17 protein-coding genes are annotated in these 19,788 nt (G+C 56.8%); 8 read left to right on the top strand and 9 right to left on the bottom strand.

The genetic code is table 11. The features are described 5' to 3' along the window. Window positions 1–2: 2 nt before the first annotated feature. Window positions 3–404, top strand: coding sequence for a hypothetical protein (locus AB4Z25_RS28775; protein WP_112538954.1), 402 nt, complete (start codon window positions 3–5; stop codon window positions 402–404). A 332-nt stretch (window positions 405–736) separates the two neighbouring features. Here the strand turns inward: AB4Z25_RS28775 and AB4Z25_RS28770 are convergent, their stop codons facing one another. Continuing rightward, complete coding sequence (locus AB4Z25_RS28770) at window positions 737–1,291, bottom strand: RNA polymerase sigma factor (RefSeq protein ID WP_112390457.1); 555 nt, start codon at window positions 1,289–1,291, stop codon at window positions 737–739. A gap of 9 nt (window positions 1,292–1,300) precedes the next feature. Continuing rightward, window positions 1,301–1,504 (bottom strand): NepR family anti-sigma factor, encoded by a 204-nt coding sequence (locus AB4Z25_RS28765; protein WP_112390456.1) that lies wholly within the window; start codon window positions 1,502–1,504, stop codon window positions 1,301–1,303. 265 nt (window positions 1,505–1,769) lie between these two features. On the opposite strand from AB4Z25_RS28765, the gene AB4Z25_RS28760 reads away from it, so the two are divergent. The 4 genes from AB4Z25_RS28760 (at window position 1,770) to preA (ending at window position 6,873) form a co-directional block, all read left to right on the top strand. Continuing rightward, entirely contained in the window at window positions 1,770–2,564 is a 795-nt protein-coding gene (locus tag AB4Z25_RS28760) for a response regulator (RefSeq protein ID WP_112390455.1), read from the top strand. Window positions 2,565–2,799: 235 nt separating this feature from the next. Beyond that, window positions 2,800–3,765 carry a PAS domain-containing sensor histidine kinase gene (locus tag AB4Z25_RS28755; protein WP_112538990.1) on the top strand — a complete coding sequence of 322 codons (966 nt, stop codon included), beginning with the start codon at window positions 2,800–2,802 and terminating at the stop codon, window positions 3,763–3,765. 417 nt (window positions 3,766–4,182) lie between these two features. Further along, window positions 4,183–5,544, top strand: a complete 1,362-nt coding sequence (locus AB4Z25_RS28750) for an NAD(P)-dependent oxidoreductase (RefSeq protein WP_112538952.1) — start codon at window positions 4,183–4,185, stop codon at window positions 5,542–5,544. Window positions 5,545–5,559: 15 nt separating this feature from the next. Continuing rightward, window positions 5,560–6,873 (top strand): NAD-dependent dihydropyrimidine dehydrogenase subunit PreA, encoded by a 1,314-nt coding sequence (gene preA, locus AB4Z25_RS28745; protein WP_112538951.1) that lies wholly within the window; start codon window positions 5,560–5,562, stop codon window positions 6,871–6,873. A gap of 93 nt (window positions 6,874–6,966) precedes the next feature. Here the strand turns inward: preA and ftrA (AB4Z25_RS28740) are convergent, their stop codons facing one another. From ftrA (AB4Z25_RS28740) to AB4Z25_RS28720, 5 genes are all read right to left on the bottom strand, one after another. Further along, the gene (gene ftrA / locus AB4Z25_RS28740; RefSeq protein ID WP_442210455.1) at window positions 6,967–7,926 is read right to left on the bottom strand and encodes a transcriptional regulator FtrA; all 960 of its coding nucleotides are present in this window, start codon (window positions 7,924–7,926) and stop codon (window positions 6,967–6,969) included. 56 nt (window positions 7,927–7,982) lie between these two features. Further along, on the bottom strand, window positions 7,983–9,893 hold the full coding sequence (locus tag AB4Z25_RS28735) for a hypothetical protein (protein ID WP_442210452.1): 1,911 nt from the start codon (window positions 9,891–9,893) through the stop codon (window positions 7,983–7,985). Between the two features lie 17 nt (window positions 9,894–9,910). Next, on the bottom strand, window positions 9,911–10,855 hold the full coding sequence (locus tag AB4Z25_RS28730) for an ATP-binding protein (protein WP_442210496.1): 945 nt from the start codon (window positions 10,853–10,855) through the stop codon (window positions 9,911–9,913). 47 nt (window positions 10,856–10,902) lie between these two features. Continuing rightward, window positions 10,903–13,200, bottom strand: a complete 2,298-nt coding sequence (locus AB4Z25_RS28725) for a hypothetical protein (RefSeq protein WP_442210449.1) — start codon at window positions 13,198–13,200, stop codon at window positions 10,903–10,905. 142 nt (window positions 13,201–13,342) lie between these two features. After that, window positions 13,343–13,729 carry a hypothetical protein gene (locus AB4Z25_RS28720; protein WP_442210447.1) on the bottom strand — a complete coding sequence of 129 codons (387 nt, stop codon included), beginning with the start codon at window positions 13,727–13,729 and terminating at the stop codon, window positions 13,343–13,345. A gap of 550 nt (window positions 13,730–14,279) precedes the next feature. Between AB4Z25_RS28720 and AB4Z25_RS28715 the strand changes: the two genes are divergently transcribed. Then, window positions 14,280–14,486 (top strand): hypothetical protein, encoded by a 207-nt coding sequence (locus AB4Z25_RS28715; RefSeq protein ID WP_442210445.1) that lies wholly within the window; start codon window positions 14,280–14,282, stop codon window positions 14,484–14,486. Between the two features lie 65 nt (window positions 14,487–14,551). Here AB4Z25_RS28715 and ftrA (AB4Z25_RS28710) read toward each other — a convergent pair whose 3' ends face one another. Further along, window positions 14,552–15,601, bottom strand: a complete 1,050-nt coding sequence (ftrA, locus tag AB4Z25_RS28710) for a transcriptional regulator FtrA (protein WP_442210442.1) — start codon at window positions 15,599–15,601, stop codon at window positions 14,552–14,554. Window positions 15,602–16,181: 580 nt separating this feature from the next. On the opposite strand from ftrA (AB4Z25_RS28710), the gene AB4Z25_RS28705 reads away from it, so the two are divergent. Then, entirely contained in the window at window positions 16,182–16,928 is a 747-nt protein-coding gene (locus AB4Z25_RS28705) for a hypothetical protein (RefSeq protein WP_442210440.1), read from the top strand. 177 nt (window positions 16,929–17,105) lie between these two features. Beyond that, a complete protein-coding gene (locus AB4Z25_RS28700) occupies window positions 17,106–19,172 on the top strand; it encodes an ATP-binding protein (protein WP_442210438.1) in 2,067 nt (688 codons plus the stop codon). Window positions 19,173–19,378: 206 nt separating this feature from the next. Here AB4Z25_RS28700 and AB4Z25_RS28695 read toward each other — a convergent pair. Then, on the bottom strand, window positions 19,379–19,788 hold a 410-nt coding region (locus tag AB4Z25_RS28695), incomplete at its 5' end, for an abortive infection family protein (protein ID WP_442210435.1).

Genomic DNA, 19,788 nt, shown 5'->3' with positions numbered 1-19,788 from the left:
CGATGCTCTTTCCTCTACTCAGTATGCTGGTAGGAAACGGCGTTCACCGTACCGTTGCGCGGACCAAGCGCAACGGTATTTTCATTGCCATCACAGCCCTGTTCCTGCTGACGGCCTATGCGCTCGCGGTCACCGCCGGTGCAATCTGGCTTGCGGGGATTTATGGCCCAGTCGGGGCAGCCCTGTTCCTGGCAGCATGCGCCGTGTTCATCGCCGTGGTGGCGCTGATCGCCATGGTGATCATGAATGCGCAGGAAAAACGTCAGGCCAGGGATCGGCGCCTGGCGCTCGAATCCGCAGCCACCGCCGGCATCGGCCTGATCCGCTCGCAGCCGCTTCTGACGGCCGGGATCTTGATGGCGCTTGTGGCCTCCAATCTGGTTGGGTCCAAGAAAGACGACTAGTTCAGGGCGCGGGGTTGGTTGACGGCCACACCCCTCTCCACCCTCATTCCTGTGCTCGTCACAGGAGTCCAGTTGCCGCGCGTCGGCGCGGCAGGAAGAGTCTTTTCAGCCCAAGGACTTGGGCTGGCGGGATCCCTGTGACGAGCACAGGGATGAGGGAGAAATAAAGGCTCCGGCCCCCGCATCCGTCCTTCGGGCACCTTCTCCCCTCGGGGAAAGGTTGCGGCAGCTGGATGAAGAGCCTCCGGGCCGCAAACCTTTCCAATCGACGCAAAACAAAAAAGCCGGCGCCTTTTCAGGCGACCGGCTTTTTCCTCCCAAGTATCCCTTGGTTAGAACGCAAAGGCCTTCGATGTCAGTGGCGCCGATGTTGCATCCGGGCCGAAGTCGGCTTCGCCGGTGATCTGCAGCAGTTCCTGCAGCCGCTGACGGGCGCGGTTGACGCGGCTCTTGATCGTGCCGACGGCGCATTCACAGATTTCCGCGGCCTCTTCGTAGGAAAAGCCAGAAGCACCGACGAGAATGATCGCTTCACGCTGGTCCGGCGGCAGCTGATCGAGCGCCTTCTTGAAATCCTGCAGATCGAGCGCGCCATATTGCGACGGATGCATCGCCATGGACTCGGTAAACAGGCCGTCGCTGTCCTGGATTTCGCGGCCGCTCTTGCGCATCTGGCTATAAAGCTCGTTGCGCAGGATGGTGAACAGCCAGGCCTTCATGTTGGTGCCCATCTCGAAATGGTCCTGCTTGGCCCAGGCCTTCATGATGGTGTCTTGAACGAGATCGTCGGCGCGGTCGTGGCGGCCGGTCAGCGAGATGGCGAATGCGCGCAGGCTTGGCAGGGCTGCCAGCATCTCGCGCTTGAAGCTCGGTTGCTCTTTTTCCATCAGATCACCCTATTCTGCCAGCTTCGCCGAGGCCATTTCGGCCTGGTCGAGCTTTTCGAGCAAATCAAGGAACCGGTCTGGAATGGCCTCATCCTGCGCCGCCGCGTAAAGCGAGCGAAGCTTCACACCGATCTGGTTGTTGGGATCGAGAATGTCGCTCGCCCTTACATCCAGCCGCTGCTGATCTCTTTCTTCATTCTGCTGTGTAGCCATCAAATCGTCACTTCTCGCCTGTTGTCTGTAAAACCGGGCAGCTTTTCCGTTGAAAGCGGCTATCGACACCGATAGCACCAGCTGCCTGTTGGGCAGTTGATGCCGATACGCTGCCTAAGTCCTGCTTCAAGCTGGTGCGCCCTTTATTCGTCGGCAGGATAATGCGGCTGTCTGAAAAAAGTTCCGCAAGCTCCGGAACTTTTTTACCCGTCTCACGTTTCTGCCTCATTAGCGCCAGTTACCGGCCTACAGACGGGAGTTTTTAATGACACTTTCTACTCGAATTGCGCCGCACCTTCCTTATCTGCGTCGCTATTCCCGGGCTCTTACCGGCACTCAGACCTCTGGCGACGCCTACGTAGCCGCCGTGCTTGAGGCAATCATCGCCGACCTATCCATTTTCCCGGATACCGCGAACGACCGTGTTGCACTCTACAAACTGTTCACCAAACTGTTTGGTTCCACGGCAGTCCAGATTCCGGAACCGGCGTCTCCCTACGCCTGGGAACAGCGCGCGACCGTCAATCTCGCCAAGGTTTCTCCCCGCGCCCGCCAAGCCTTCATTCTCGCATCGGTCGAGAACTTCCGCGTCGGCGAGATCGCCGAGATCCTTGAGATCGCCGAACAGGACGTGATGGGGCTTCTGGACACCGCCTCGCAGGAAATTTCCCGCCAGGTGGCGACAGACATCATGATCATCGAAGACGAACCGCTGATCGCGATGGATATCGAGCAGATGGTCGAAAGCCTCGGCCACCGGGTCACCGGCATTGCCCGCACGCATACCGAGGCGGTTGCGCTTTACAACAAGACCAAGCCGAGCATGGTTCTCGCCGATATCCAGCTTGCCGACGGCAGCTCCGGCATTGATGCCGTGAACGACATCCTGAAGACCTCGAACGTGCCGGTGATCTTCATCACCGCCTTCCCCGAACGCCTGCTCACCGGCGAGCGTCCGGAGCCGACATTCCTTGTCACGAAACCCTTCAACCCCGACATGGTCAAGGCGTTGATCAGCCAGGCGCTGTTCTTCAATGAATCCACCAAGGTTGCAGCCTGAAACCCGGGTTTCCGGGTGACGGAACAAAGCAATAGCCGGGGCGTTCCAGCATGACTGGTGCGCTCCGGCCGCTTTAACTGTTTCTGCAACGCTTGGTTATAAACTGACCGGCGGGTTGGCTGATGGGCCAACTTCTATCCAGCTGCACCAGACGGATCGAAGGAAAGGCGGCTTGGTGAATACGACAGAACCATTGACCGGCAAGCCGATCCGCACGGATGGCAAGGCCGCAATGATGGAGCGGGCGCTGCGCAGCGCCGGAATCTCGATTGTCTTCCAGGACTCAAGGCTTGAGATGGCCTATGCCGAGAATCTCCCCGCTCATTTCCAAGATTTATTCAGACCCGGCATGACGGACGCCGATCTGTTCGGCAGCGCCTATGGCGAGTATCTGCATGCATTGAAAATGAAGGTGCTCGACACCGGGCTCGCCACGACCGCTGAGATCGAAGTCAATGTCGGCGGCGAGATGCGCAGCTACGAGCTGAAGGTCGAGCGCGCCAGCGAACGCGACAGCGAACGCGACAGCCATGGCGTGCTGACGGTGCTTTCCGAAGTGACCGAAACCCGCCACCGAGAAAAGGTCTTGAAGTCGCTGTTGCGGGAACTCTCGCACCGCTCCAAGAATCTCTTGGCGATCATCCAGGGCATCGCCACACAGACGGCGCGAAACACGCTGTCGCTCGATGGTTTCCTGGTAAAATTCCGCGGCCGCCTGCAGTCTCTCTCAAATTCGCAGGACCTGATCACCGATTCCAGCTGGCGCGGCGCCTATCTGTTCGAGCTCGCCCAAAAGCAGTTCGCGCCCTACTGGCCGGAGACTGCTGGCTCGCTGCCGATCTATGGGATCAACGCCCATATGACGCCGAACGCGGCCGTCCATCTCGGACTCGCGCTGCACGAGCTCATCGTCAACTCCGCCTCCTTCGGCGCAATCGCCGGCGGCGCGGCGTCGATCACGCTGAACTGCCGCGAGGCGGAACTGAACGGCAGGCGGGCGATCGAAGTCACTTGGGCGGAAGCGCTGCCCGACAAGACCGAGATCCATGAATTCAGCGAAAACAGCTTCGGCAAGACGGTTCTGGAACGCGTGGTGCCTTCCTCTATGAATGGCAAGGCAGAACTGAAGCTGATCCCCGGGCGCATCGAATACTCGCTGCTCGTCCCCGAGACAGAATTCGAAATCCTCAAGCGGGCGTGAGATAGCCCCCGTCTCCCGTTACAGCGCTGCAAACCGCACAAAGTAAAACAGCCAGTGCGAGGGCGGCGCACTGGCTGTTTTTACTCACCGGGAGGGGACCGTGAGTAAGATCCGGATGATGGGTTGGGGGCGCGCATGTTGGGTCGATGCGGTCATCATCTGGATATCCCAATAACGGCGCCGTTAACCTTTGGTTCCAACGCTGCGGAAAAAAAGTGGACTTTTGTGAATCTTTTTTTGCCTGGCCCTGAGCGCCCAGCCCCAGGCAGCATTTCCGCTCATGATACCAAAACAAAAAACAACATGAAATCAGCGGTATAGCCTGCAAAATATTCCAAAATTTTACCATTTGATAAATTTTTAGACCTGAGTTACGCTTTCCCTCACAGGCCGTTTACCAATAATGAGGGAACTTCAATGGAACGTCTGGAAACTGGGATTCATGCCGGCCGGCTTTCGCCCGCCGAGTATGACGCGAACTTTTCCGATCTTCATCCGCGCCTCGACAAGCATGAGGCGCTGGTTGCTTCCGACCGCTGTTATTTCTGCTACGACGCGCCGTGCATGACGGCCTGTCCCACCTCCATCGATATCCCGCTGTTCATCCGGCAGATATCGACAGGCAACCCGCTGGGTTCGGCGAAGACGATCTTCGACCAGAATATCCTCGGCGGCATGTGCGCCCGCGTCTGTCCCACCGAAGAGCTGTGCGAACAGGCCTGCGTGCGCAACACGGCAGAAGAAAAGCCTGTCGAGATCGGCCGCCTGCAGCGCTACGCGACTGACGCCGCGATGAACGCCGGCCGCCAATTCTACGATCGCGCCGCCGCAACCGGCAAGAAGATCGCCGTCGTCGGCGCCGGCCCGGCCGGGCTTGCAGCTGCCCACCGCCTTGCGGTCAAGGGCCACGACGTCGTCATCTACGACGCCAAGCCGAAATCCGGCGGCCTCAACGAATATGGTATCGCCACCTACAAGTCGGTGGACGACTTCGCCCAGAAGGAAGTCGATTACGTCCTTTCAATCGGCGGTATCGAGGTCAGGAACGGCGAGCAGCTCGGCCGCGACTTCTCGATCTCCGATCTGCAGCAGCAATATGACGCCGTCTTCCTCGGTCTCGGTCTTGCCGGCGTCAATGCCCTGAAGGTCGATGGCGAGAGCCTGCCGGGTGTCGAAGACGCCGTCGATTTCATCGCCGGTCTGCGCCAGTCTGCAGACAAGGGCGCGATCGCCATCGGCCGCCGCGTCGTCGTTCTCGGCGGCGGCATGACGGCGATCGACGCCGCCGTCCAGGCAAAGCTGCTCGGCGCCGAAGAGGTGACGATCTGCTACCGCCGCGGCAAGGAACACATGAACGCCTCGGAATTCGAACAGGATCTCGCAAGCTCCAAGGGCGTCATCATCCGCCACTGGCTGGCGCCGAAATCGATCGTCGCCAACAACGGCAAGGTCGCCGGCATCGAGGTCGAATATACCGCGCTCGCCGAGGGACGTCTGGTGACGACGGGCGAAACCGGCGTCATCGCCGCCGATCAGATCTTCAAGGCGATCGGCCAGACCTTCGAGGCCTCCGGCCTTGGGGCACTGCGCATGGAAAACGGCCGCATCACCATCGATGCCGAAGGGCAAACCTCGATCGAAGGCGTCTGGGCCGGGGGCGACTGCGTGCTCGGCGGTGACGACCTCACCGTCTCGGCCGTGGCACAGGGCCGCGATGCCGCCGAATCCATCAACCGCATGCTGACTGCAGGTTTGCAGCCGGCCGTTGCCGTCGCGTGAAGGGGAGAATGAACAATGGCTGATCTCCGCAATAATTTCGTCGGCATCAAGTCTCCGAACCCGTTCTGGCTGGCGTCTGCGCCGCCGACCGACAAGGCTTATAATGTCGAGCGCGCCTTCAAGGCGGGCTGGGGCGGCGTGGTCTGGAAGACGCTCGGCGAGGAAGGCCCGCCCGTCGTCAACGTCAACGGCCCACGCTACGGCGCGATTTGGGGCGCCGACCGCCGCCTGCTCGGCCTCAACAATATCGAGCTGATCACCGACCGCGATCTCTACACCAACCTGCGAGAAATGAAGCAGGTGAAGATGAACTGGCCGGATCGCGCCCTGATCGCCTCGATCATGGTGCCCTGCGAGGAGGAGAGCTGGAAGGCGATCCTGCCGCTGGTCGAAGAGACAGGCGCCGATGGCATCGAACTCAACTTCGGCTGTCCGCACGGCATGTCCGAGCGCGGCATGGGTGCCGCGGTCGGCCAGGTGCCGGAATATATCGAGATGGTGGTGCGCTGGTGCAAGCAATATACCCGCATGCCCGTCATCACCAAGCTGACGCCGAATATCACTGACATCCGCAAACCGGCCCGCGCCGCCAAATCGGGCGGCACCGATGCAGTCTCGCTGATCAACACGATCAACTCGATCACCGCTGTTAATCTCGACACCTTCTCGCCGGAACCCTCGATTGACGGACGCGGCAGCCATGGCGGCTATTGCGGCCCGGCCGTCAAGCCGATCGCCCTCAACATGGTTGCCGAAATCGCCCGTGATCCTGAAACCTACGGCCTGCCGATATCTGGCATCGGCGGGGTGACGACCTGGCGCGATGCCGCCGAGTTCCTGGTTCTCGGCGCCGGCAACGTACAGGTCTGCACCGCAGCGATGACCTACGGCTTCAAGATCGTCCAGGAGATGATCTCAGGCCTCTCCGACTGGATGGACGCCAAGGGCCACCGCAACCTCGACGACATCACCGGCCGCGCCGTTCCGAACGTTTCGGACTGGCAGTATCTGAACCTCAACTACATCGCCAAGGCGAAGATCGACCAGGACGCCTGCATCAAATGCGGCCGCTGCCACATCGCCTGCGAGGACACCTCGCACCAGGCGATCACCCAGTTCGTTGACGGCGTCCGCCACTTCGAGGTGATGGAAGACGAATGCGTCGGCTGCAATCTCTGCGTCAACGTCTGTCCCGTCGAGAACTGCATCACCATGGAAGCCCTGCCAGCAGGCGCGCTGGACGAACGCACGGGCAAGATCGTCGATCCGAACTATGCCAACTGGACGACGCATCCGAACAATCCGATGGCGAGACAGGCCGCGGAATAGAGATTGGCGCCGCGTAGAATTTTGCTCCGCGGCGTTGCCTACCCCCTTCCCTCATTCCTGTGCTCGCCACAGGGATGAGGGTGGCAGAGGCGCTCACCCCGCAAACGTCTTCCGGTACGCCCCAGGGCTCGTTCCTAGCCGCCTGCGAAAATGATGCCGCATCGTCGCCAGCGTCCCAAACCCGCTGGCGGCGGCGATGTCGTCGAGCGAGGTGGCGGCCGGTTTTTCGAGCAGCTCCCGGGCGTGGCGCAGGCGCTCCTTCAGCAGCCATTCGCCAACGCTGAGGCCCGTCGTCTTCTCGAAACGCCGCTGGAAGGTGCGCTGGCTCATGCCGGCTTTTTCGGCGAGCAGGGTGATCGGCTGTTCGGTATCGAGCCTCTCGCGCATCCATTCGATCAGCGGCCCGAGCCGGATGCCTTCGCGCTCCTGCGGCACCGGCGCATGGATGAACTGCGCCTGTCCGCCCTCGCGATGCGGCGGCAGGACGAGGCGGCGGGCGACGCTGTTGGCCGCCTCCGCACCGAAATCGCCCCGCACCACATGCAGGCAGAGATCGATACCGGCGGCACTTCCCGCCGCAGTCAGGATGCTGCCCTCGTCCATGTAGAGGACGCCGGCGTCGAAGGTGATATCGGGATAGCGCGCCGCAATTGCGGCGACATAGCGCCAATGTGTCGTCGCTCTGCGGCCGGAAAGCAGCCCTGATGCCGCCAGCACCGCGACACCGGAGCAGAGCGACATGATGCGGGCACCGCGCTGATGGGCAGCCCGCAAGGCCGCAACGAGATCGTCAGGAACCGGCGCATCGATCGCCCGCCAGCCGGGCACGACGATCAGGTCTGCATGCTCAAGCACATCGAGAGCGTGATCGGCAGAGACGGTCAATCCGCCTGCGGCCCGCAACGGCCCCGGCTCGATGCCGCAGACCGAATAGCGGTACCAGCCCTCGCCCATCTCCGGACGCGGCAGGCCGAAGACTTCGTAGGCGATACCGAATTCGAACGTGCTATCGGGACCGGACGAGAACGATTCTGCTAAATCGCTGTTTTCCAATTAAAGCGCCGGAAGATTCGATTCTATCGGACGGGTTTAAAACGATTCTACAGCTTCTAGGCGCGCCAAGCTAACCGGTCCCCGTAGTGTTTCTCCACCGACCCACGCTCGTGTGCGACTATCTCGCGTTTTCCTAGAGCCCCCAACTTCAACTCCTTAGCGATTGAATGGTGGTGCATCCCTACTCCCGTCGCTATCGATCCTCGACGGAGGATTTCAGGTCCTAAGATGAACTTGTCGTGAAAGAGCCAGACGTTCCCTATGGTCAAGTCCGGCTGCAAAAGATGAACGTGGTGCATCCTCAGCAGCATCTCTCTTCGCAAGCCTAAAATAACGCAGGCCGTGCGATTATCTGCGGGGAGTTCGGACAGTTCTTCGACAATTCTAGCAACACGAAGGAGCTCGCGCAGCCTGTCAAAGTCTGCGACTCGCAGCCGATGGATGAGCACGCCCTTCCCCTCCGCAAGCCAAACTTCCAGAGTGCCTCCGAAGATTGCGTCGAAGACAGCTGGAAAGGGATTAATTCGCCTCCCTGAAAGAGTGCTAACAGCATCCGCTAAAGACATACTGGAGGAGGGTAGATCTCGTCGTGACGACAGCGCCCGAAAGCGCTCTTCAAGAGATTCTTTCGGTGGTTCACCACATCGCTCAAGGTATGGATCAACCGCGTTATCTAAAATCTCAATGAAATTCCCTGCAAAAAGGTCGGGAAGAAGGCAGATCGGGATACCGGACTGCTTCGCGAATATTCGTGTTTGCTGAGAGCTTCTAAGCATTAAGAACCTTGCGTCGAAGGATCCAATAGTTGATGCGCCACTTTGACTGAGATATGCGACGGTGTTGACTGCCTTCAACCCAGATCTGTGGTTGCGCCCCCAGAAGCCCCTAGAGAGTTTTAACTTCGGTCCTTGATCCCCCGGCTTACTCGTAATTAAGGCGAGCGAACGGCAAGCCACGCGTCGCTTTTCTTCTTGAAACTTGGAAAGTATGATCTTCCGAAGACGATCATCGAGCAACGACAAAATCTGCGAGAGTGGAGGTCGATATCGCTCCTTTGCGTGCGTTCTCAGTTGCTTTATTTTTTGATTATAGAGCATTTTATCATGAAGCTCATTAAGTCCCTCCGGCCAACTCATTATAGAGCGTGCTGCCTTTGCCATGTCTTCCGGATAAGGAGTCTGATGACGCAATAGAGCGTCGCGACTGGGGCTTCCATCGATTTGAAAGAAATTCCATAGCCGAGCAATATTGCTTATAAGTTCGAAGATTGCTCCGGGCCCAAACTCTCGAATTGGTTCCGGGACACTTGTTAGGTCTATGTCTTGTACATCTAGTTCCGGGTCTACCAGATCGAGCGGAAGTCGTAAGGCCTCCTCATCCTCGACCTCAACGATAGGCTGAACGAATTCCCTCAAATCAACCACGTCGCCGCGTTCATAGCACGCCGCGCAATACTCGATTCCATATGACCTAAAGAATGTGAGCGGTTTCGTGCAAACCGGGCAATGGAATAGTAGTGTCTCGCGTGTAGTAGGATCGAACGTGATGCCCCGCACACTCCAGATCGCCTTCTGATAGCAATCTCGCCTTAGCGATAGCGGCGACACCATCCGATAACTCTTAAAAAACGCGTGCCCGCGGACCTCGCGACCAAAAAAATTGTAGTGAGTTTCAGCGGTCCTAGTTGCTCGATACTCGAGACGTTCAATCTCGTTAGCACTGGGGAGGCCCAGTACAAAAGCCACTCGTGCAGCATCGATCGCTTGTCCTGCGAGCGCCCCATGAGTAAGTCTTGCCTCCGGGCCGAGACCTATCAGGCCCAAAACCGGTGCTGGTGAAAGATAGCCGTTTTCAGCCGTTGCCCGATATAGGAGATCGGCGAGCCCCTCACCTGACTTCGCGTTCACAGGATACGATAGTTCGCCCGCCTCGTAGTCAGAGGGCGGTTTCCTCACGGTGCGTGCCATTCGATTTCTCCTGAAACTTAATCCTGCTTGAGCGGCAGCGTCGACTTCGGCCCTTCCCTAAAGGGGTTGTAGTCGATATATTTTTTGCGGATTGCGAATGTATCCGTCGCCATCTCGAGGTGTTTTCTTTCGACACGCATCGCACCATCTTCGAAAGCGATCTCAGCGGCCTTCCAAAGAACCCTTACCATCGTTCCGAGCAGCCCTTTACTCGCCAGAAAAAAACATTGCAAAGTGTCACCGCTCAAGAAATCACTCCAATCACGCATGATCCCTTTTTCTTGCAGGATGATGCCCAGATCCGCGGCAAAATCCATCAGCAGCTGATGGTCTTCGGCCTTTCCGTAATCAAGTGGCTGTGGGCTGATAGGATAGAGATCTCTTTCGAGCATCTGATCTTCGCTGAAAAGCTTTTCGTGTGCCTCAGGAATTCCAACAAACATGATTGGGTATCCCTCGATCAACAAGTTCTTCAAATGGTTGTGGACCGAGGTGGCTTCGTCACGCTTTGTAGAGTGTCTGGGCGGCGGAACACGCAAGTGATCGACTTCATCGATAATGAGGAGTTCCACCTTATGCTTCCGCATCAACATTCCCGCTCTGAATGTCTGCGCCTCGATGTTGGCCCCCTGATCAGGACGAGGATCTCCGAGAGCAGCAAGTAGGCGTTGCATCAACGCCTTCATTTTCGTTGCTGATGGAAGAGTGAGGTGTAGCACGAGCCTCTGTCTCGCTAGTACCCGTTCGCGGGGGGTATCCCGAGTGAACAGTCCGCGCTCGTAGCATTCGTCCACGACCCGGCGTTCTAAGTACATGCGAATTATAGTAGATTTCCCATAGCCGCTGTCGGCGAAGTAGGTTCCAGCAACCATTTCACCACTGCCGGGGGAAAGTCGCTTCCCTTCCCGCATTGTGTCCAAAGTGTCATAGACTAGCTTTGCACGCGGGTGGCTGATCCGCATAGCGAGAAATCGAGCAGCTATTTGCCCCTTCGAAGTCACGAGATCTATCACCAACGTCCCCCCTTCTCGGCAGCGCGGCGCCGCAAGAACTCCTGAACATCCACCACGTTTGGCGAAGGATTTGTCTCCTGATGAACTGGGGCAGGCGCGGAATTTTGATCGACGCCGTGAATGTCATAGTCCATTGGTGCTGCGCGCTCCTGGTTGCGAGATTTTCCAGAGGGTTTGCTATTTGGCTTCTTGGAAGCGCCACCACGCTGCTGCCCCACTGGCGCTTGACCGTGATTTCGACGTAGGGTCACAGGCGCGGTGTTCGGAATCTTCTGGCCGTTCATACCCGTGACAGAAGGATCGACCGCGACCTCGACGACTTCGTCACCTGGGACCAACGTCAACGATTCTGCATGGTAACCACGAAGGTCTTTTCGGCTATTCTTCTTCTTGTGAGCTTCTTCAGCTAGTTTTGATGCAGAGTCTTCGAACAACTTCCAGCGAGCCTCGCACCGCTCAACTTCGGTGTGGAACGGCAACTCTTCTTTTGCCGCATACAGGCGGAGCTTCTTGGACATCTCAAAGGACAGTCCTTTGGTCGATTCGGGAAATCGATTTTTCATCCTCATGAGTTGTCCCGTCCCCTCATTGAGGACGTTCAGAAACGAGCAGTCGAGCGGATCGCGAAAGGTATTTACTCGAATAACGATAGTCTGCCCGAGGTCGCGTTGGTCACGCTGTTTCCCGAACCGCGTCATATCTCGTATAAGGATCGAAGTGACGGCTTGGTCATGAAACTTCTCTCCCATGAAGCTAATGCCACTGGTGGTAAGAGTTGCTCGGCCATATTGACCAATCATCCGATCTAGGACGTTCACGTCATCTACAGTGTCCCGCCCGTGTTCAACTATACCCTTGGCCCATTTCCTTGCGGGGGATTTGCCGCCTTTAGAGCCCTCCACGTGGTATCGGCACACTATGAATTCGCTGAGTTTTCGCATTGCCTGGGGAAGAGTGTACTCAGCATCTTCGCGAGCATCGTGATCGACCATCTTGCGCTTGTCTAAACCACCTGGGCGGCCTCCAGGCAGCTGATGCCACAGATTGTTGGTGGTCCCAAAAATACGTTCGACCTTCGTCTTGTGTTCTGGCGTCCGCAGCGAGGCGTACTCGATATCAATGCCAACACCTTCCATGACGGTCTGTAGGGAGACCCCGATATTCTCTAAGCCATTATCGAGAATTAGGACCGTCGGCTTCCCCCACCCGTCCGTAGCCCCCTTGTAGTGACCAAATCGCTTCTCAAGTTCGGTTTTGGGCCGAAGGATATGCCGTATGCATTTCATCAAGCTGTACACTGAGGGCGGCTCGAACGTCAGGAAGAAGCCAAGAACCATCCCGGAATAGACGTCGATTGCATAAACAAGGTAGGCGCGCATCGTCCCGATGACGTTGCCTTGACTATCGACTATCTTGAGCCAGAGATCGATCTGCGTTTGGTCAAGTATGACGTACTCAAGAGGCCTAGAAGCTTTTATGCTGTCAACCGTGCCCACATGTCTTTTGTGGGCATTTCTTGCGCCCCATTTCTTGGCGTACAGTTCTTCGGTTTCTGAGTCGCGTATCCAGTCATTCATAGTCGTAGCGGCGGGTGGTTTGATTAGCGTGAGACCTCTTTTCTTCCGCTCTTCCTCAAACTTAGTGATGTAAAAATTTCGGGCAGTATCTTTCGTGATCAAACGCGCTGACCAATACAGCTTGATCATTTCGCCCTTCAGTTCGTCCATCCAGCCTGGCCAATGGCTGACCTTATGCTTTCCTGACGTGGCCAGAATTTGCCCTAGATTGCGATTACCGGGTTCGCCGAATTGGTTTAAAAAGATTCGAAACTGGCTTTCAGATATCCTCCATTCAAATCCCTCTTTCCAGGCCTTATCAGCGGTTCTATTGAGAAACAGCCCGAGTTTGTTCACGTAAGTCGTGGCGTTTGGGTCGTTATCGTATTCCTCAAGAAAGTAGAGAATGGTCCGCGCTCGCAACACCTTTTTGGCTGCCGCGATGCGTCGTTGGCGCTCCTTCTTTCCGATCTCTACGTCATCTTGGTCGAGTAGATGATACGAGCCGAGCGCATCGGTGTGCGTTGGAACACCCTTGCGCGCGACTCTGATCGCAATGCCCAAACCACGCATGATCGTAAACGCGGAATAGGGAACAACCGTTTCTTCACCAGTGTCACGATTGCGTAAGACGATCGAGCCATTGCGATTGGTTCGAACGAACTTGAAATTCCCTGCCAAGTTCGGATCTGAAATGCTGTATTCATCGCCTTCTGATGCATCGACAATTTTTGCCATCAGCTACAGCCTCGATCGAAAACTTCAGCTCTCGCCCGCCAAACGCAAAGTGTCGACTTCATACCTCCAGCCATGAATTCATGGAGCGCTGCACCGACCTGCAGTGAACAGAATTGTTTCAAACACCGGGCCATAGACGACATCACCATCCCAAGAAATTCACCAAGCTGTCCTCTCCAAGCTCGTCGCTAAGATCGATCGAAAGATCGCGACGCACTTGGAAGGCCGCGACTTTGGACGCGCCTACGGGGCCGCCTCCCAGAGCGGCGACAACCTCGGCATAAGTAAGCCGCATCTGCCGGCCCAAGAATATCGTACGGAGGATGTCGAAGTCTTGGAGAGTAACTTCGGTATGCCGCCTATCAGCAATCAGTTTCAGGCGAGCGTTCACATCGTTCGGTATCTCGTCGCTGCGTACGATTAGGAAAAGCAGCCGCAAACGCGCATAGATCTGCCCCGCCAGGTCAAGCTTGGTTTGATACCAAGGGTCTTCAAGGCGCGGGTCGTTATCGCGCTTGACTTCGATCACGACTCTCCGGCATCGGGATCTCGGCGTTCTGAGCGTCCTCGATCTCAGTGCCAGTTCCCAGAACGGCATGCCGCAGCGGAGATCCTTCCAGAGTTCGTCATCGACCCAGAGTTCGAGATCGGGAAAATAGATCAAGGGCGCCTTTTGCTGCACTACGCGGAGCTCTAACCGGTGAGGCTGGGCAAGCAGACCCGCGACGCCTGTGCATACCTCTGCGAGACGGATGACCGGGAGCTCGCCTTCCCGAGACTCCCAAGGCATGGCACGCAACTCCCCCTTATGCGAGACGAAGGTCCCTGTTCGCCCTCTCCTGCGGCCATTCAATATACGACGTATCGGACCGCCGTCATTTGATCGAAAGATATGCGCTACGATACCACGGTGTTCAGCGATCTCGGGATACTCGTCCATCCTGTTGCTTCTCCGTTAATGGTGACAGAACTCTCTCTCAGGTGTGCAAGAGCGCTTGTGGTCAGGACCTTCATGCTCAGGTGGCAAGGCCAACACAAAGCGGAGCACTTTGTCAAATATGCATATAATTCAGATGCTTATGGCTATTTTCAAGGATTCGACAGGATTCGATTTCGGAGATGCCAAAGACTCCTTTGATCTCTTCGCGAGCAAATCCGACCGTTATCCACAGAATTTCGGACTTGATGGCCCAAGTTATGAGATGAAACCCGATAGACGTGCGGTGGAGTTTTTAAGCCAAGGCGGCGCAACCAGCATTGTGGTCACCGTTAAGACACCTCGCTGAGCCGGGGCATTTACGCGCTGTGCCCAAATTGCGAATGGAGGATCGTCCGTCAAAGGGAAGTACCGTCAGGCGATCACAGCATCGTGCCGACGATCACCTGATTGGTCAGCGTTAAAGCGCTCGCGATATGCTAGGGGCGTGGTGCCCATTCGAACCCTAAAGTGGTGACGAAGCGCCGTGGCAGATCCAAACCCGGCCGCATCTGCGATACCTTCGATCGACATATCCGACGCCTCGAGGAGTTCGCGCGCACGCCCCATGCGCTCGAGTAGTATCCATTGGGAAGGCGTTGTGCCTGTTAAGTCCTCAAACCTCCTTAGAAAGGTTCGTTTGCTCATGCCAGCGCGCTTAGCCAAATCATCGACTCGATGGGCTGTCTGGATATGATCGCGGATATAATCGAGCAGCGGACTGATACGAGAAGCCTCATGATCCTCGGGAACCGGACGGCCGAGCAGCTGTGCTTGCCCACCTTCACGATGGGACGGTAGGACCAACCTTCTTGCCACCGAGTTGGCGGCGGCGGCTCCAAAATCACGCCGGATCAAATGGAGGCAGAGATCCAGCCCGGCGGCACTGCCTGCTGACGTCAGAATGTCGCCTTCATCAACGTAGAGCACGCCTTCAACGACGCTAATCGCCGGAAACATGGACTTCAGCAGCTCCGTGTATCTCCAGTGAGTGGTCGCCCGCTTATTGGTCAGCAAGCCTGCTGCAGCTAGTACGAAAACACCTGAACATATTGACAGGACCCGGGCTCCGCGCCCGGCCGCGTGCTGGAGCGCTTTGATCAAATGCTTGGGAACGGGACAGGCGGCACCGCGCCATCCGGGCACCACGATGGTGTCTGCAGCTGTGAGGAGATCTAGTCCACCATCGGCTTCGATCGTGACGCCTCCCATCGCCCGAAGTGGTCCTTCGTCCACCGAAGCAACTGCAAATGAATACCAGTTTGATCCCATCTCTGGCCGTGGAAGACCAAAAACTTCGACAGCCAAGCCAAACTCGAAAGTGCATAGTTCGTCGTAGGCGAGCACGACAACGGAGTGATTACTGACTGGCGTTGGAAACTTGGTCATTGGGATCCAATATGCAAATTTAGCTCCGTCGGTCATCCAAAACATTTTATCCAGATTTTGCTATCCAGATGATGGGCGCGCGCGCTGCAGCATCCTTGAACGACTTCGAGGCAGCGAAGATATTCGCGATGGGTGAAAAACCGCTTCTTCCGCCAGTTTACGGAAAAACGGAAGCCCCCCGACGTTCACTTCGGGGGCCTATAGGCCTGGTTTCCCAGCGCGTGTTCGCAAAGGTGAACGCCTCGATCACCAGACAGATCGATCGCCAAATCTAAATCGGCGCCCCGATCGCAACTTGGCACTGTGGGCTCGGATGTTAGTTACAACTTTTTGCGTGAAAGGCGCTCCGATAGGCGCCTAGTCTCTTCTACCAAATCCGGGGGACCATCCCAACCGGGCCCCACGATATTCACCGATATCATCGAGGTCCAAGGATGCTAGCCACTTGCGATACCGAGTTGGCGATGTACGCTGTCCCATGATCAAAACTCACCCAGATTTCGCATCCCTTCTCTATCGCTGCCCCACAGATGCCTGCTTCCACGAACTTCGAGCGATCATTCCTGTGCAGGTGGATCGGCGCCAACGCCAGCTTGTCGTATGCCCGAGGTGTGAGATGCAGAGCACGGTCGCCTTCATAAATGGCCAAGCCTATATCGAAGAAATGCCCGAGACGCCGTTGACGCTGCGCGCTGTGGAGATCAATGCGCCCGATGCCAGGACCTTCGATGAGGAGGATGAGCCGCCGCATCATCCCTATGATGTCTTCGTTCGAGCATTCGCCGACGCGAAGACGCTTGCATCCGTAGTCGTTCACAAGAGCGCAGACCAACTCATGACGCGGGTGGTCTATCAGCAGTTCATCACGCTGATGGAGGCGTTCTTGGGGGACACGTTCATCTACGTCTGTGAGCGGGACGATAAGATGGTGCGGGCAATCATCATGAAGATCGGTCGCTTTAAGGACGTTAAGGTTCCCATCCGGGCTATTGCAGCGGCGCCGGAGCAATACCTTCGTAGCCAGCTTATGCCATGGGTCCGGGGCCTTTCCTGGCATGACACCGAAATCGCGGATAAACTCAGCATCGCGGTGTTCGGCAAGTCTGTCTTCCCCGACGATGCCACGCGGCAAGCGATCGTCCAAGCGGTGGAAGTTCGGCACGATCTCGTTCACCGAAACGGGAGAATGAAGGATAGCAATGAATATCGCGTCCTAGATGAAGACGATATTCACGAGGTCGCCATGAATGTTCGGAGTCTCGTGGAGCACGTAAACCACCTGTTCCTGGAATGGCTTCCGAATTTCTGGTTTGATGACGTACCCGAATTCGAGGACTTGAAGGAGTGGAAACTCGAGGGATGATATTTGTAATGGAAATGGCGCTCTCTGCAACGCCGACCTATCAAGCCGCGATTTTTTGAGCCTAGGACGAAATTCCCAGCTTCAATCAATTAGAAGTCATGGTAGCATCGGGCACCCTCCGATACGAGCGACGGGGCGCACCTCGAACCACACCACGCCGCAGACAGGCCGGACTTCATGAACCAGATCATCGCCCTCCAGCCAGGAATGCTCCGTACGAACCTAAGGGGTCAGATCCGACAGACGCAGCTTCCAAAGTGGAAGGCTCTGCTGCCATTGTTCGAAGCGGTGATGAACTCGTTTCAAGCGATCCAGGACGAGCAGTCGGACAAACGACACCGGATAACGATCGTTGTTGAGCGCGACGGCGACCTGCTCGCCAATGACAACGCTCCGATCGTCGGCTTCGAGATCAGTGACACGGGGATAGGGTTCACCGACGAGAATTTCGACTCGTTCAACACTGCCTATTCGGAACACAAATACGAGCGGGGCGGCAAGGGTCTCGGTCGGTTCATGTGGCTCAAGGCGTTCGAAACGGTGCACGTCAAGACAACATTCCAAGCCAAGGACGGCGACGACGCGCCCGGTAACTGGCTTCGGGATTTCGAGTTTGGCTTCGAATACGATCCTGACGCAGCCAGCGCGACACAACTCGACGGCGGTACAACAGGGACGACCATCAAGCTCGGAGGCTTTCTTTCACCCTACCGGGAGCAGTGCCCTACTGACGTTGAGGTTTTGGCTCAGCGGCTTGCCGAGCATTTCATACTTGTACTGATGCAGCCGGACTGCCCCGAAGTCGAGATCCACGATGGAGGCATCAAGCTGTCCCTCAACAAAGTCTTCGCTGAAAACTTCCAGCGCGGGGGACACAGCGAAACATTCGAGATCGGGGGTCGGACCTTTCGCATTGATGGCTTCCGCCTCCACTCGCCTCGGGCGTCACAGCACAGGCTGATCTATGCGGCGAACTCACGCGCGGTGATTACCGAACGCCTAGACCAATTCATCCCGAACTTCATCGGAAGATTGCAAAACGAAAAGGGGGAGAGTTTCGTCTATCTCGCCGTGGTGCAGGGCGACTACCTGAACGACCGAGTCAATAATTTCCGTACCGACTTTGACATGTTGCACGAAGAGCTGGACGACGCCCAAGGCGACCTGCTGCAAGTTGAAGACTTGAGGCGGTCTGATATCCGCGCTCATTGCCTTGCTTTCGTGCAACGGGATCTTGCTGACCTCATCGATAGCCTTAATGCCGCGAAAGCCAAGCGGATCCGAGACTACGTCCGAAGCGAAGCTCCGCAGTACAAGCCTCTCCTCCGTTATCTCGACGAGTTCATAGGGTCGATCTCGCCAACCGCGTCCAAGATGGACATGGAATTGGCGCTGCATCGCGAGCTTCACCAACGTGAAGTAAGCCTTAAACGAGAGGGATCACGCATCCTAACCGAGGCGGCCAAGCAGGACGATTACGAAGGGTACCGCAAGCGCCTGTCGGAATTCATGGAGCGCTCAAACGAACTCGGCGTCTCGGCTCTTGCACAGTACGTTTCCCATCGCAAGATCATCATCGAGCTGTTGGAGAAAGCGCTTGCCAACGACAAGCGCACCGGGAAGTATCCCTTGGAGGAAGCAGTTCATAAGATCCTGTTTCCGATGAGGGCGACGGATCAGGAGATCCTTTATTCGCAGCAGAACCTCTGGATCATTGACGAGCGCCTCAATTTCCATTCGTTCATAGCGTCAGATCGGCCATTGAACTCCCATACCGATTTTACGTCGGATTCGCGCAAGCGGCCGGACGTTTTTATTTTTGATAGAAAGATCGCCTTTTCGGAAAAGCCAGACGACGGGATGCCGCTCAACAGCATTACGGTGATCGAGTTCAAGCGCCCCCAGCGAGACGACTACACTGGTGACGACAATCCGCTAAGACAAGTGTTCGAGCAAGTACAGCTTATTCGCGGTGGCCAGTTCAAGGATGACAACGGCCGTCCGCTCTCGGTGGCGGGAGATAAGATCCCCGCGTTCGCGTATGTCGTGTGTGACATCACGCCCAGCATGCACGCCGAGCTGAAGATGTCGGATGCCATGGTCACCCCTGATCACCGGTCGTACTACGGCTACCACCGCACATTCGGGATCTATTACGAGGTCATCGACTACGGTAAGCTTCTCTCGGATGCGAAGCGTCGCAACCGCGTATTCTTCGACCGCTTGAATCTCATGGACACGTAGCGGATGTAAGTTAGCAAAAATTCGGGTGGTGGAGCGATCTGCTTAGTCGTGCTCGAATCCAGTCGGCGGCCCCTCAGGTCCAGCGAAAAGGACGTGGCTCGCTCCAGACTTCTCAGCCCGCACCTGTTTCGGATCAGAATCCGCCGATCTCGCTCAGAACAGTCTCGAGAATGTTGGATCGGCGTCTTCGGCGGTCTCGCCAGCGGCTAAGCATCCGCCGGCTCCTTCTCGATATGGCGCTCGTGATAGGTTTCGGTCACAAAATCGATGAAAGCAACCGCCGCACCAACAGCTAGCCTCGCATGTCTCGGCTCCAATCCACGATGTCGGCCATCGCGACCGTGACCGGACCCGTAGAGCCCCCGCAACTCAGCGATATGCTGCGTGAGGACCGAAAGATTTTGCAGGATCAAGCGTATCGTGTTCGCTCCCTTCATCTCATCAGATATGCCCTCCGGAACGAGCTTTGTGTTTCGGCGTGGAATATTGACCCCCCTGGCGGGGTGACCGGCGTCCAATTTTGACCCCCCACCTGTTTCGTCTGACCATCCGTCTTTTGCTGACGGATGGAGGGGGAGTTGAAGCGAGTGGATACGATTGCGCGTGTTCGTCGAGC

Source organism: Rhizobium sp. RAF36 (genome assembly GCF_052114105.1).
Taxonomy (GTDB): Bacteria; Pseudomonadota; Alphaproteobacteria; order Rhizobiales; family Rhizobiaceae; genus Rhizobium.
This window is presented reverse-complemented; position numbering and strand designations above follow the sequence as displayed.